Raw genomic sequence first — 14,917 nt, 5'->3', positions numbered from 1 at the left:
AAACAGTATTCCGAATAAGCAGGAATGGCAAGTCAGGTAGGTTTAGGACGACCAACTTCGAGACGACCAACGGATCAGCGCTGTCACAACATGCAGCAGGGCAAACGCAGCAAAAAGCGTCAGTCAGACGCTGCGCTTGTATATCAGTGCCCCATCAACACATCGCGTGTATCAACCCGCCGAGCCTAGCAAACGCAGCCTCTGCCCGCATATCCCACGCGTGCCCATAGTTCAGCCGCAGACAATTCAAAAAACGCGGATGCGACGAGAACATCGGCCCTGGCGCAATGCTGATCCCCGCCGCCAAGGCCTGCCGATGCAGCATGCGGGTATCGATTTCACCGGGCAGCTCGACCCACAGAAAGTAGCCGCCCGCAGGTCGCGTGGCGCGGGCACCGGCGGGAAACCTGGCACCGACTGCTGCCATCATCTGGCCCTGCCGAACCGACAGCTCATGGCGCAAGGCACGCAGATGGCGGTCGTAGCCACCACGTTCCAGATACGCCGCGATGGCCGCCTGCGCGGGCATCGACGTCGACAGACTGGTGCTCAATTTATGCCGCGCCACCGCCCGGAAAAACCGACCCGGGACGGCCCATCCCACGCGATACCCCGGTGCCAACGATTTGGAAAACGACCCACAGTGCATCACCAGCCCCTGGGTATCGAAAGCCTTGGCAGGTGCCGGACGATTCGCGCCGAAATACAGTTCGGCGTACACATCGTCTTCGATCAGCGGCACGCCGTGGCGCGCCAGCAAGGCCACCAATTCGCGTTTCTTCGGCTCGGGCATCAGGCTGCCCAGCGGGTTCTGGAAGCTGGTCATCAGCCAGCAGGCGGCTGGTTGATGTTGCGCCAGTGCACGGGCCAGCGCGGCCAGATCGATGCCTTCACGGGGATGCGCTGGCACTTCGATGGCACGCAGGCCAAGTCGTTCAAGCGACTGCAAGGCGGCATAGAAGGTGGGCGATTCCACAATCACTGTGTCACCCGGCCGCGTGACCGCGCCCAGACACAGGTTCAGTGCTTCCAGCGCGCCGTTGGTGATGACGATGTCGTCCGGTGTCACCGCCATGCCATCGACCTGATAACGCAGCGCGATCTGCCGCCGCAATTGCGCATTGCCGGGGCTGAGATCATCCACAGCCTGCCAGGGGTCGAGTTGCCGGATGGTGCTGGCCATCACCTGCCCGAGCTTGGCCATCGGAAACAGCGCCGGATCGGGAAACGCCGAGCCGAACGGGACGACCTCACGTTGCCGGATCGACTCCAGCATCTCGAACACCTGGCTGCTGACATCGACCACGTTGGAGTCCGGGTCGATATGCACAGGCGGCTCGGGCTCAGGCGGCATGGTAGCCGTGCCGTGCACCACGTAATAGCCCGAGCGATCACGGGCGCGGATCAGGCCCTGCGCTTCCAACAGGTAGTAGGCCTGGAACACGGTGGACGCGCTGACACCACGGCGCGCACTTGCCTCGCGTACCGACGGAAGTTTTTCCCCAGCACGCAGCACACCGCAGCGAATCGATTCGGCAAGATCGTGGGCCAGCGCTTCGTAGCGCTTAAGCGATTCGCCCACGTATCAGCGCCCCGACTCCCGGGCCGCTCGCACGTCAAGCGCAGACGCGCCACCCGCCTGATTGCCCCAGCTGTTGCGCACATAAGAAACAACCGCTGCCACGTCTTGATCGTTCAGCGTGTGGCCGAAAGGCGGCATGCCGTGCGGGCGCGGATTGCCGGGCGTGGCAGGCGCAAAACCGCCCGACAAGACCATGCGAATGGTGTTGAGTGGTGATGCCGCCACCACCGAGATGTTGTCGCGCAAGGGCGGCCACGCGGGGGCTTTGCCTTGGCCATTGTCCTGGTGACACTGCGCACACTGCTGCGCGTAGATCTTGCCGCCAGCATCCATCAAACCTGCCGAGGGCAGCGCACCGACAGCCTGCGCATCGGTGCCGGCCGGGGGCAGCGATTTCAGGTAGTCCACCATTGCCCGCAGATCGGCGTCAGCCACGTGCTGGAAGCCCTGGTGCACGGCCTCGGCCATTGGTCCGACAGCGGAAGACCGGGCCGATACCCCCGTCTTCAGCAGCTCGAAGACCTCTTGCGGGCTCCACTTGCCCAGACCCGTCACCGGGTCCCCGGTCAATGGCGGTGCATACCAGCCCTGCCCGCCCATCATGGCACCGCTCAGGCTTGCGTCAGTGCGCAATGCGCCCAGGCGATTGCGCGGCGTATGGCATTCGGCGCAATGCGCCAGCCCTTCCACCAGATAGCGCCCACGCAGCCATTGCGGTGAATCCGGCTTGGCAACGGCATCAGGGCGGCCATCCAGCGGGCGGAAGTACAAGGCCCGCCAGCCTGCCAGCAGGAAACGCTGGTCATACGGAAACGCAAGCTGGTGCGCGCGGTTTTCCTGGCGCACCGGTGGCAAGGATTGCAGGTACGCAAACAAGGCGTCGGCATCGGTCCGACTGACATGGCGATAACTGGGATACGGGAAAGCCGGATACAGCAGACGACCGTCGCGTCCCTTGCCGTTATGCAAGGCGCGCCAGAAATCATCTGCGGTCCAGCGACCCAGACCGGTGTCGGCATCGGGGGTCAGATTCGGGCCGTACAGGCTGCCGAAATTGGTGGCCAGTTCACGCCCACCCGCATAAGGCTTGCCACCCGGCACGGTATGGCACCCCATGCAATTGCCCACACTTGCCAGATAGCGGCCGTGCTCGATCCGCTGTGCCGCATCAACGCTGGCCAGCGCTGGGTCGGCAGGCAGTCCGGGATCTTCGCGATAGCCCAACCACGCCACCGCGCCCACGACTGCCACCAGCACCATCAACAACGTCAGGAAAATCCGCTTCAGCATCAGCGTGCTCCTGCGCTGCGCGTCTGGCTGCCGCAATCCTGCGGCAGGTTTGCTGTTTCGACAGGCAGGCCGTCGTTGGGCACGGGTTGGATCGACAACCAGGCGGCTACCGCGCTGATGTCTTCGGGTGTGAGCTTGCGCGCCACCTCGGCCATGCAATCGGGCGCGCTTGCCTTGCGCAGACCCGCGCGCCAGGCACCGAACTGCGCGGCAATGTAGTCGTGCGGCAAGCCAAGCACGCCGGGAATCGCAGGTTTGACGCCAGTCAGCGTTGCACCATGACAGGCAGCACAGGCGGGAATGCCACGCGCGGCATCACCTTGCAGCGTCATCAGGCGACCACGTTCAAGTGCAGCCGCATCCACCCGCGTCGAGCGCGCGGGCACGTATGGCGGATGCTGGTCGGAGAACCATTGCGCGATCTCGCGCAGATAGTCGTCGGACATGGTGTCCAGCAGCACCCGCATGGGTTCGTAGCGACGCTCGCCTTCACGGAAATGCAGCAGCTGATGGTAGAGATATTCAGCGGGTTTGCCGGCGATGCGCGGGTAGTAGCCGTCCGGGCCGGAACGGCCCTGCGGACCATGACAGGCCGTACAGGCGACCAGCCGGGCGGCCATGGTGTCGGGTTGCAGCATGTCGGCGGACGTGTCTGCCGCACAGGCCGCCATCGCGCTCAAACCAAGCACGGCAGCCGTCAAAATCCTGGCAATGAAACGCGGCAAACGAATGGGGTTACCAGCGAAGCCTTCATGTTGAAAGCGAAGCTGCGTTCGAGCACAACCGCGAAGCATTGAACGAACGTCCATTGAACAAGCGTCAGATAAATGCATGGCATTCCGGGCGACGGCCCGAGGCGGGCACTTCAAAGAATTCTAGTCAATGCCCGTCCGGCCAAACAGGCGCACAAACCATAAGAAAAACCGGATCAGTTACAGGCGCTTTGTGCTTGCGGTTTGCTCGCCGCAGCGTGGACTAAGCAATTCGAAGGACACGGGCAGCGCCAAGACGCTTCAAGGTAGCGCGCGTACCACGGCAATCGCGCACCAAGACTGGGCATGACAGCACCTTGTCCCTGCCAGATTTGCCGGTTGCACATGGCACAGGCTTTGCATTGAGCCTGTTGCGCCGCAAACCGCGGCCTGCCATCCAAGGACACCTCATGCGCTCCCGTCGCCGCCTTCTCGCCAGCCTGTTCACCGCCAGCACCTTGATGGCGCTTGCGCCCCTGCCGGGCGTGGCAGCCGATCAGGTCATCAAGGTCGGAACCCTGAAGCTGATCCACGGCATCACGCCGTACTTCTACGAGAAGTTCACGCCGCCCGGGTATCGCATCGAAGTGATTCCTTTCGAGACGCCCACCGACGGCAAGAATGCGGTCGTGACCAAGTCGGTGGACTTCGGCACCTATGGTCTGGCAGCCGCCACATTGGGTGGCGCAGCCGGTGAACCGGTGGTGGTGATCGCCGCCCAGTGCAATCGCGGCATGGCCATCGTGGCGCGCGCCGATGGTGGTGTCACATCGGTCAAGGGTCTGACTGGCAAACGGGTTGGCATCTTGCCCGGCTCGACCCAGGAAGTGGTGTTCCTGGACCGTCTGAAGCAAGAAGGCATGACCATCAAGGACGTGCAGTCGGTGCGCGTGTCCTTCAGCGAAATGGCGTCTGCGCTGGAACGCGGCGACGTCGATGCCTACGTGGGGGCCGAACCGGGTCCGTCGATCAGCGTCGGCAAAAACGTGGGCAAGGTCGTCGAGTATCCCTACACCACGCCCACGGGTTCGGTGAACATGGTCATGACCACGCACGCCGACACGCTGCGCGACAAGGCAGAGCTGGTGAAGGTATTCCTGGAAATCCATCGCAAGGCCACTGAATACGCCATGGGCGACCGTGCCGCGTTTGTCGCCATGTCCTCGCAGAAGCTGGGCATTCCGGCCAACGTGGTCGACATCGCCGCGCCCAATGTCGAACTGACCTGGAAACTGGACGAAGACTGGGTCACCCGTGCGCGCTACTACGGTTCGCAGATGCTGGACAAGAAGCAGATCCGGCAACTGCCTGACTACGCCGTCTTCATTCAGCCGGCACTGGTTCGCCAGCTTGCCAGCCGCTGATGTCGGCGCGCGCTCCTTCCGCGCTGCCGGCCCCGGGGCGGATGCGCATTCAGCGCATCCTGACTCCGTGGATTCTGCCGCTGGTCCTGCTGCTGGCCTGGGACATGGGGGTGCGCGCCAGCGGCACCCAGTTGATTCCATCGCCGGGCACAGTGGGATTGATGCTGGTCGACTTCGCGGTGGGTGGCATCTATGACGACGCATTCAGCCAGACGCTGGGCCTGCACTTGTGGAAGTCGCTTACGCGGGTGTACGGCGGCTTTCTGGCTGCGGCCGCTGTCGGCATTCCGCTGGGCCTGATGATCGGCCGCAGCGCCATGTTGCGTGCACTGGTGGACCCGACCTTGCAGTTGCTGCGGCCGGTACCGGTGACGGCATGGTTGCCGCTGTCGATGATCTTCTTCGGGCTTGGGCCCAAGGCGGCCATTTTTCTGGTGTTTCTGGGTGCCTTCTATCCCATCGTGTTCAACACGATCTTCGGGGTGCGCACGGTGGACGCGCGCCTGTTCGAAGCGGCCAGCATGCTGGGCTGCCAGGGTACCGGCATGTTCCGACAGGTGGTGTTGCCCGCCGCCATGCCATCGATTCTGAACGGCCTGCGGCTGGGTCACGGCTTTGCCTGGATTCTGATCGTAGTAGGGGAAATGACGGGTGTACCCGAAGGCCTGGGTGCCGTGATCATGGACGGCCGCATGCTGTCGCGAACCGACCTGGTGATTGCCGGCATGATCGTCATCGGTCTGGCCGGTTTCTGCACTGATCGACTGCTTGTGTGGCTGAACAATCGCCTGCTGAAATGGAGCCCGCAACATCATGTCTGAACCGAGCAAACGCAAACCGCTGCCCGTCTTGTCGGTCAGGGGTCTGAACAAGACATTCACGGTGGGTGGCCAGACAGTCGAGGCCTTGCGCAATGTCGATCTGCGCATCGAGAAAGGCGAGTTCGTCTGCCTGATCGGGGCGTCGGGCTGCGGCAAGTCCACCTTGCTGCGCATTCTGGCGGGTTTCGAGACCGCCACCGACGGCGTGGTCGAGATGTATGGCAAACCCATCAATGGGCCCAGCCCCGAACGCGGCATGGTGTTCCAGGACTATGGCCTGTTCCCGTGGCTGACCGTGGCGCAGAACATTGCCTTCGGTCCGCGCCAGCGCGGCATGTCGGCCAAGCAGCTGCACGAACTTTCCATGCACTACACCGACATGGTGGGCCTGGGGAAATTCGCCAATTACTACCCCGGCCAGTTGTCGGGTGGCATGAAGCAGCGCGTGGCCATTGCCCGCGTGCTGGCCAACGATTGCGACGTGCTGCTGATGGACGAGCCCTTCGGTGCCTTGGATGCCCTGACCCGCGAACGCCTGCAGCAAGAGCTGCTGGATATCTGGGCACGCACGGGCGTCACCATCATCTTTGTCACGCACGCGGTGGAAGAAGCCGTGATGCTGTCCGATCGTGTGGTGGTGATGACCGCCGGCCCGGGTCGCATCGAACGCGACATTGCGCTGGAATTGCCGCGTCCGCGTGACATCACCGGCATCGAGTTCAACCAGGTTCGCCGCGATATCACCCAGTATCTGAGCAGCCACGTGGCCATCAAGGCGGCGGCATGAGCGCATTGTCCGATCGTTCCGTATTAGGCAGTTCCGCACCCGACCACGCAGCATCCGATGAAGCCCTGACACATCACGCGGCATCCATTCAGGCTGACGGCTGCCCGCGCGCCCTCCACGCACCCACCAATCCCCCCATGACAACACCTGCGGTCTACCAGGGCATGGACCGCGCAACGCTGGACGCGGCCTACGACAACACCCGTGCCGTTGCCGACAGCGCCACGCTGCTGGCCGACTTCGAGCGCCGCAGCACGGACATGCGCGCGCGACCGGACGCCCGGCTGGACATGCGTTACGGCCCGGCCCCCCGGCAACGCATCGACTACTTCCCGGCAAGCCGGCCGGGACCGCTGCTGATCTTCATCCACGGCGGTTACTGGCAGATGCGCGCCAAGGAAACCTTCAGCTTTCTGGCCGCAGGCCCGAACGCCCACGGCATTCACGTGGCGATGATCGGCTACACGCTTGCCCCCGACACCAACATGGCCGGCATCGTGGCAGAGGTACGCGCGGGCATCCGCTGGCTGCGTGAGCATGCATCGGCGTTCGGTGCCGATGTGGACAAGATGGTGGTGTCCGGCTGGTCGGCGGGCGGGCACCTGGCCGCCATGTGCCTGGACGAAGACGGCATCTGTGGCGGTGTGGCGATCAGCGGCATCTTCGATCTGGAGCCGATTCGCCACTGCTACCTGAATGAAAAACTGCAGCTTTCCCAACAGGACATCGACGACTTCAGTCCGCTGACACTGCCCTGCGTGCCCAAGCCGCTGTCGATCTGCGTGGGGCAGGCGGAACTGCTGGCGCTGCAACGACAATCGCTGGCGTTTTCACGTGCCCGCCACGACTACCCGGGCGACACCGTGCTGCTGCCCGGCCACAATCATTTCAGTATTCTGTACGAGCTGTCCCGCGCCGACGGGGCGCTGACCATGCAGGTGCGCGCCCTGCTGCGGTGAGGCCCGGCGCACGGCATCCTTGCCTCGGGCTATGCTGGCAGACGGCCAGCATCGTCCCGGAGTTTTTGCACCATGCCCACTTCCTCCCCCTCCGTTCACGGGGAGCCTGCCGCGACCACCCTCGGTGGTCCCGTCAGCAGCCTGGACGCCTTTGCGCTGCTGTTGCGCGAAGCACCGCCTGAAGACTACGCACAACTGCTGCGCGACATCGACAGCGCAGATGTCACGCCTACTGAGCGCACCGCCTTGCGCGACGGCTTGCAGATGGCGCTGGCGATCCGCGTCCGGCTTGAACAGCACCAGCAAAAAGAACGCGGCCTGCTGGCGGTGATCGACACTGCCCAGGACTTGACCGCGATGCGCGATATCGATCAGGTGCTGCAAGCCATCGTGCGCCGCACGCGCCAACTGGTCGCCAGCGATGTGGGCTACCTGTCGATCTTCGACCCGGGGGCCGGGGACTTCTACGTGCGTGCCACCGACGGCGCGTTCTCCGACAAGTTCAAACAGGTGCGCGTGCCAGGCGAGGTTGGCATCTGCGGCTACGTGGCACGTCACCGCACGCCCTACAGTTCCTCGCAATACGGCCCCGACCCCAGGTTTTCGCACAATGAACTGATTGACGATGCGGTGGGCGATGAAGGGGTCGAATCGATTCTGGGCGTCCCGCTGCTGGTCGGTGACCGTGTGATCGGCGTGCTGTTCGTCGGTGACCGCTATATGCGACGCTACGTGCCCTGGGAAGTGTCGATTCTGTCGACGCTGGCGTCTCATGCATCGGTCGCCATCGAGAATGCGCGTCTGTTCTCGGAAGCCCAGGCAGCCTTGGCCGCCGCCAGCCGCGCCAATGCCCAATTGCAGCAGCAGAGCGCAGACACCCAGCTGGCGGCAGACACTCACGAAAAGCTCACGGCCTTGATCGCACGCGGTGGCTCGCTGCAAGACATTGTGGACATGGTGGCGGCCACCTTGAACGGCGTAGTGGAAGTGCTGGACGAAGGCGAACAGGCCATCTGTTCCTCGTCGGACATTTCACGCATGCCGGACGACGAACAAGACAAGATCCACGCTGCCATCTACCAAAGCCGCAGCGTTGGCCAATCAGTGATCGCCTTCAGCGACGATGAGCGTGTGTGCCGCGTATCCGCAATCAACGGCGGCACCGGCGTATTGGGTTCGCTGGTGATCACCACACCACGCGAGCTGAACCGCATCGGCATCCGCACGTTCGAGCGCAGCGCCCTGGTCACCGGCATCTTGCTGCTGACACAGGAACGCGCCCAATATGCGGCCAGTGGCGACGTGGCCGCTGTGCTGCGTGCCTTGCTGGGCCGCTCGCAGGAACTGGGCGGTGCGCTGCCGGCTCGTTTGCGCCAACATGCGATCGACATGCATGCGCCGCTGACACTGCTGTGCTGCGATACCCCGGGTGGCAAGCACGCCTACCTGCTGAAGCGCCTGCGCGCCGGTTTCCGCTTCGAGGCCACGCTGTTCGACGAATACGACGGCATGGTGGTGGTGCTTTCCTCTACATCACAACCTGATGCGCTGCACACCGCGCTGCGCCGCTACCTGGCCTCGGGCCCGGCACTGACCGTGACCTCGGTGATTGCCGACCCGGTCGATGACGCTGCCGCCCTGCCCCGCACGTTCCAGCGCATCAAACGTTCGCTGGACCTGCTCCATGCGCTGGGACGCGACGGGCAGGCAGCCCGCGACGCACAGCTGTCGGTCTACGCCATGCTGTTCGACGGCCGCAGTGCGAGCGAACTCGATGCCTTCCTGGACGCCACCCTGGGCGGTCTGCGCGACGCCGACCGCTTGCGTGGCACCTTGCTTGCCTATCTGGACCAAGGCCGCAACGCGCGGGCTACTGCGCAGACGCTTGGCATCCACATCAACACCTTGCGCCAGCGACTGGAAGCAGTCGATGCGGCACTTGGAAATTGGCAGGAAGCCAGCCGGGCGCTGGAGATCCACTTGGCGCTTCGCCTGTGGCATTTGAAGCAGAAAAATAGCATAAACACCTCGGGAATACCCGAATAAATAGATGTTTAATACATAAAAAAACTGGGCCGGTATCTTCTATTTACATTGGCGGCCCACGTCGGTATCTCCACAATTGCGCACAGATGGAGCCGAGCGGCATCCAAGCCGTCCCCCATCCGTACCACCGCGCCCTTCACAAGAGGGCCAGCCGACGGAATCCCATGCGCCCTGACCTCTGCTTTGCTCAGCCCCGTTTTGTTCACTCCGGCACAGCCGACTCATGGGTGAACCAAGCCAACGGCGCTGCTGCTCGACCGCCAGCGACTGCTGGTACCGGGCCAGGCATATCGCAAGGTGACGCATATCCGGGACATCCGTCCGCCGTTTGACCCAGGCGGCAACTCGCACGCCGTCCGCACGTTCCTCGCACGTTTCTTCGGCAGCCGTCTCATCAATCGCAAGCACTTGCTTGATGCCAGACGCGCCACGCACACAAATTTCATCAGGAGTCCGCTGTGGGCATCGATTCGACCCTTCCCAATTTCCGTGCACTGTCGCCGGCCGAACGTCTGTCGCACCTTGCTGCCAAGGTTGAGCTGACTGACGCCGAGCAGGCCCTGCTCGCGAAGCCGGGTGCCCTGCCGCTGGCCACCGCCGACGGCATGATCGAAAACGTCATCGGCACCTTCGAGCTGCCGCTGGGCGTGGCCGGCAACTTCCAGATCAATGGCAAGGACGTGCTGGTGCCGATGGCCGTGGAAGAGCCCTCAGTAATCGCAGCAGCCTCCTACATGGCCAAGCTGGCACGCGTTGCCGGTGGTTTCCAGACTTCCAGCAGCGGCCCGATCATGCGCGCTCAGGTGCAGCTGATCGGCGTGACCGACCCCTATGGTGCCCGCCAGACCATCCTGCAGCACCGCGAAGAAATCCTGCGCATCGCCAACAGCCGCGACAAGGTGCTGATCGGCCTGGGCGGCGGCTGCCGTGACATCGAAGTGCACGTGTTCCCCGACACCGCACGCGGCCCGATGGTTGTCACCCACCTGATCGTCGACGTGCGTGACGCGATGGGTGCCAACACCGTCAATACCATGGCCGAAGGCGTGGCTACGCTGATCGAACAGATCACCGGCGGCAAGGTGCGTCTGCGCATCCTGTCGAACCTGGCCGACCTGCGTCTGGCACGTGCACGTGTGCGCATCTCGCCCGCCACGCTGGCCACCAGCGAATACAGCGGTGAAGACGTCATCAACCGCATCGTCGACGCCTACGAATTCGCCGCTGTCGATCCCTACCGTGCCGCCACCCACAACAAGGGCATCATGAACGGCATCGACCCGGTTGTGGTTGCTACCGGCAATGACTGGCGCGCTGTGGAAGCCGGCGCGCATGCGTTCGCCAGCCGCAGCGGTCACTACACCTCGCTGACCCGCTGGGAAATTGCCACCGACGGCGACCTGATCGGCTCGATCGAAATGCCGATGCCGCTGGGCCTGGTTGGCGGTGCCACCAAGACCCATCCGCTGGCCCGTCTGGCACTGAAGATCATGAAGGTGACTTCCGCCCAGGAACTGGCCGAAATCACCGTGGCCGTCGGCCTGGCACAGAACATGGGTGCCCTGCGCGCCCTGGCGACCGAAGGCATCCAGCGTGGCCACATGGCCCTGCACGCGCGCAACATCGCGCTGGTGGCCGGTGCCACCGGTGACGACGTGGATTGGGTCGTGCGCCAGATGGTCGCCGCCAAGGACGTGCGCGTGGAAGTGGCGCAGCAACTGCTGGCCGAGCGCAAGCCCGCCTAAGGGTTGTTTCCCCGGGGGCCATGTCCCCCAGGCACGTGTTTTTGTTGCCGCGCACGGAGGGCATCCGGCGCGGCATCACTCACCCACAACATGCCCAAAAGAGGAGAACCCGTGAAACAAGATGCCCAACTGATGGAGATCTGGGGCGACACCGTCGACCGCAGACACCTGGCCCTGGCGATCCTGATCGGTGGTGCCATCGCCATGGCAGGCTTCATCGCGTCGCGTGCGTTGCTGCGCCAGGTCGTCGCCGACCAGGCCATGGCCGCGTCCTACGCCATGCTGGTCGGTCTGGGCGGTTGCCTGATCGCCGGCATCATCTGCGCCAAGCTGTTTGCGCCGAAACGCCAGATCATCGAAGAAGGCGAAGACCCCAGCTGGCGCGAATCGGCAATGGATGAACTGGCCACCGACACCGGTGGCCTGGGCCGCCTGGCAGACCTGCCGCCCGAAGTGATCGCCGAAATGAAGGACGTCGGCCTGTACGACATCTTCGCTCAACGTGAACGTGCGGCAGACGCTGCCGCCGCGTCATCATCCACCCCTGACGCGGGGCGCACAGCCGCCGCCGCGCACTGATCCGGAACACATCATGGAAGCTCTGCTACCGGATATTCTCATCGCCTTTGCGATGGGCCTGTTGGGTGCCATCGTATTCGCCGGCATCGGCCTGGTTTCGGGTACTGACGAAACCACCACCCTTGCCCCGCTTACCTTGGTTGTCGTATTGATGGGTGTCGCCCCTGCCGGGGTCTTCACCTTCTTCCTGGCTGGCGCAGTCGCCAAGCACATGACCCACGCGATCCCGACGGCGCTGCTTGGCATCCCGGGTGACACGCTGGCCGTGCCGCTGATGCAGGACGCCACCCGCATGCGCAATCTTGGCGTGCCGCACGTCGCCCTGCGCAAGATGATTTCGGGTGCCATCGTGGCCGCCTTCGTGGCCGTGCCGGTTGCGGTGCTGTTCGCCGTGCTGCTGGCTCCGTTCCGCGAATCCATCGTTGCATCCGCACCGTGGGTGTTCCTGGCTGCCGCCTTGTTCATCGCCTGGTTCTCGCCGGGTCGCTGGGCGTCGGTTGCGCTGCTGGTGCCTTTCGTGGCGCTGATCATTGCGCTGCAAGCCGGTACCGGCCGCTTCGGCGTCAAGCTGGGCATCAGCTATTTCCTGGGCATCGCCATCGGTCCCTTGATCGCTGACCTGTTCTCCAGCCTGTCGCCCATCGAACGCAAGCGCATGATGCGTACCGAGCCGCGTCGTTTCTCGCTGGCACCGGACATCAAGGGCTGGAAGGGTTACTTCCCCAATCCGCTGAAGGTGCTGGACCGCAAGCAGACCGGCTGGACCATTGCAACTGCCACGATCTCCAGCGCCACCTTCGTGTTCAGCCCGGTCGCCATGACCGTGCTGATGGGCGAAGTGGTGGGTGCACGCATCAAGCACGCCTACCACCGCATGACCACGGTGCTGGCTGCGCGTAACGGCGTGACCGAGGCGACCTACATCGCCGAAGCACTGATCCCGCTGATCGCGTTCGGCCTGCCGCTCAGCCCGGTGGCTGCCGGCCCGGCCGCACCGCTGTTCAATGCACCGCCGCGCTTCACCATCGACGCCGCATCGGGTCAGGTCAACAACCTGCACACCATGCTGTCGCACTGGGAATTCCTCTGGTACGGCCTCTTGGCTGTGGCATTGGCCGCCATCGTGTCCTACCCCTTCGCCATGAACTTCGCGCACCGCGCCGCGTCCTTCGTGTCGAAGAAGCTGAGCCACGAAGCCATCATCGCCACCTTCGTCGGCCTGATCCTGGTGATCAGCTTCTGGGAAGGCGGTGTGCTGGGCTTCCTGGTGGTGCTGGTGGTGGGCCTGGTGGGCGGCTTGCTGAATCGCACCTTCGGTTTTGGTACTGGCGTGCAGTTCATGGGCTACTACACGGCCGTGCTGACCATGCCGGCAGTGTTGAAGCTGCTGGGCGTCTGATTCAGGCTCGCTGCGCTTGTTGATCTGCTGCGAACTGCGGTTCGCAGCAGCAAGAAAAGGCGCTGGAAGATGCCTTCTTCCAGCGCCTTTTTTGCATCAGGCCGCTGCGTACAGACAGTTGCGGCCGTTGCGCTTGGCCAGATACAAGGCCTTGTCTGCCTCTGACAACAGCACATCCAGCTTGACCGCCTTGCCCTGACCGCCGGCGATGCCAATGCTCAATGTGGGGGTCATTGCCAGGTGGGCACCACGCATGCCGTCTGCAAAAGCATGGCGCAGCCGTTCGGCCAGCGCCTGCGCATCTGCCAGCGAAGTCTCGGGCAGCAAGATCACAAATTCGTCCCCGCCATAACGGCCCAGCACATCGGTATAACGCAAGCCGCCACGGGCAATCGCAACGAACCCCAGCAGCACACGGTCACCGGCTTCGTGCCCCAGTGCGTCGTTCACATCCTTGAAGTGATCCAGATCGACCATCAACAAAGACATGCCAATGCTGCGGTTTTCAAGCCCTTCGAAGGCCGCGCGAATACCGGCGCGGTTGGGCACGCTGGTCAGCGGGTCACGCAAAGCCCGCATGCGCCAGTCGTTGCGGTAGCGCTCGTTGGCCATCAATATCAGCGCCATGTTGCGCACCGGCAGCAACATCACGGCAGTCAGGCCCAGCAACACGCTGGGCGAATCGATCGGGAACCACTCGCGATAACCGTAGAGGTCGCCGATCATGGTCACTACCCGTATGCCGAACAACAGTGATGTGAATCCAAACAGTGCGCCCACGACCCGGGCCGACAGCAGGCGCTCGCGCCTGGCCGTGCGCATGGCATCGATCGCGATCCACAGGTCACAGGCGCAGGCCAGCCCCGCGATCAAAGCCGCGCGCTGACGGAAGTCGGACAATGCCGGCCATAACACGATGACCAGCCCCAATATCAATACGGTGACGACCGCATGAAGCGGCCAGTAAACCTTGCGCGCGACAAAGCGCCGCATGCCCACCAGCAACAGTCCATAACCCACCGTCATCAACAGGTTCGACAGTGGTACTGATACCCAATCCGGGGCAACGCCACGCTGCGACAGAAACAGTACGCCTAACCCCACCAGCAGATTGCTGGCCCCCCACCAAGCTACCCACGATGGAAAACGCTGCGTGACGCAGGCAAGCAATTGCACCATGCCAAGCGCGACGGCAATGGCGGCAGTGGCAACATATAAAGTGCGAACGTCGAGCAGCATGCGGGCTGCACCGAAAGGTCGAGTTAAAGATGGCTCATTCTATGTCGGACAAGTTCATCAAAACAGATGAAAACTGAGGTTTCACGCGCTTTCCCACTAGGAAAAGCCCGATAAAAAAACGGCCACGGGATATATATTCGTATCCCGTGGCCATAATGTCAGAATTGGTCAGTATTGCTGGATCAAACGACGCATCCGAACAGGAATTCGAGTTCTGAAAATACTGTTCGCACAGGCTGTTCCGGCCAATCCAAAATACCAATCAAACCATTAATCAAAATGTCTTTTTGTTGATCAGATTCTGATCAAGCGCGAATCACGCACTTGCCAACATCTGATCCGACATCACACCTC

At 63.1% G+C, this 14,917-nt stretch carries 12 protein-coding genes; 8 read left to right on the top strand and 4 right to left on the bottom strand.

The features are described 5' to 3' along the window. Window positions 1–154: 154 nt before the first annotated feature. From FXN63_RS05925 to FXN63_RS05915, 3 genes are read right to left on the bottom strand one after another with little or no spacing between them, the layout of a single operon-like run. Complete coding sequence (locus FXN63_RS05925) at window positions 155–1,582, bottom strand: aminotransferase-like domain-containing protein (protein WP_148813637.1); 1,428 nt, start codon at window positions 1,580–1,582, stop codon at window positions 155–157. A 3-nt stretch (window positions 1,583–1,585) separates the two neighbouring features. Next, window positions 1,586–2,872 (bottom strand): c-type cytochrome, encoded by a 1,287-nt coding sequence (locus tag FXN63_RS05920; protein WP_148813635.1) that lies wholly within the window; start codon window positions 2,870–2,872, stop codon window positions 1,586–1,588. Further along, window positions 2,872–3,543 carry a c-type cytochrome gene (locus tag FXN63_RS05915; protein ID WP_187395209.1) on the bottom strand — a complete coding sequence of 224 codons (672 nt, stop codon included), beginning with the start codon at window positions 3,541–3,543 and terminating at the stop codon, window positions 2,872–2,874. The genes FXN63_RS05920 and FXN63_RS05915 overlap by 1 nt, the downstream gene beginning before the upstream one ends. Window positions 3,544–4,034: 491 nt before the next feature. Between FXN63_RS05915 and FXN63_RS05910 the strand changes: the two genes are divergently transcribed. The 8 genes from FXN63_RS05910 (at window position 4,035) to FXN63_RS05875 (ending at window position 13,324) form a co-directional block, all read left to right on the top strand. After that, entirely contained in the window at window positions 4,035–4,988 is a 954-nt protein-coding gene (locus tag FXN63_RS05910; RefSeq protein WP_148813633.1) for an ABC transporter substrate-binding protein, read from the top strand. Further along, window positions 4,988–5,809, top strand: a complete 822-nt coding sequence (locus FXN63_RS05905; RefSeq protein WP_148813631.1) for an ABC transporter permease — start codon at window positions 4,988–4,990, stop codon at window positions 5,807–5,809. The genes FXN63_RS05910 and FXN63_RS05905 overlap by 1 nt, the downstream gene beginning before the upstream one ends. After that, a complete protein-coding gene (locus FXN63_RS05900; protein ID WP_148813629.1) occupies window positions 5,802–6,596 on the top strand; it encodes an ABC transporter ATP-binding protein in 795 nt (264 codons plus the stop codon). The genes FXN63_RS05905 and FXN63_RS05900 overlap by 8 nt, the downstream gene beginning before the upstream one ends. After that, window positions 6,593–7,555, top strand: a complete 963-nt coding sequence (locus FXN63_RS05895; RefSeq protein ID WP_246165045.1) for an alpha/beta hydrolase — start codon at window positions 6,593–6,595, stop codon at window positions 7,553–7,555. Before FXN63_RS05900 ends, FXN63_RS05895 begins: the two co-directional genes overlap by 4 nt. Before the next feature lie 72 nt (window positions 7,556–7,627). Next, entirely contained in the window at window positions 7,628–9,601 is a 1,974-nt protein-coding gene (locus tag FXN63_RS05890; RefSeq protein WP_148813627.1) for a helix-turn-helix domain-containing protein, read from the top strand. 458 nt (window positions 9,602–10,059) lie between these two features. Further along, window positions 10,060–11,346, top strand: a complete 1,287-nt coding sequence (locus FXN63_RS05885; protein ID WP_148813625.1) for a hydroxymethylglutaryl-CoA reductase, degradative — start codon at window positions 10,060–10,062, stop codon at window positions 11,344–11,346. A gap of 111 nt (window positions 11,347–11,457) precedes the next feature. Next, window positions 11,458–11,925, top strand: a complete 468-nt coding sequence (locus FXN63_RS05880; protein ID WP_246165044.1) for a hypothetical protein — start codon at window positions 11,458–11,460, stop codon at window positions 11,923–11,925. Between the two features lie 13 nt (window positions 11,926–11,938). Further along, a complete protein-coding gene (locus FXN63_RS05875) occupies window positions 11,939–13,324 on the top strand; it encodes a tripartite tricarboxylate transporter permease (protein WP_148813621.1) in 1,386 nt (461 codons plus the stop codon). 96 nt (window positions 13,325–13,420) lie between these two features. Here the strand turns inward: FXN63_RS05875 and FXN63_RS05870 are convergent, their stop codons facing one another. Continuing rightward, complete coding sequence (locus FXN63_RS05870) at window positions 13,421–14,563, bottom strand: GGDEF domain-containing protein (RefSeq protein ID WP_148813619.1); 1,143 nt, start codon at window positions 14,561–14,563, stop codon at window positions 13,421–13,423. Window positions 14,564–14,917 lie beyond the last annotated feature (354 nt).

This window comes from Pigmentiphaga aceris (genome assembly GCF_008119665.1).
Taxonomy (GTDB): Bacteria; Pseudomonadota; Gammaproteobacteria; order Burkholderiales; family Burkholderiaceae_B; genus Pigmentiphaga; species Pigmentiphaga aceris.
This window is presented reverse-complemented; position numbering and strand designations above follow the sequence as displayed.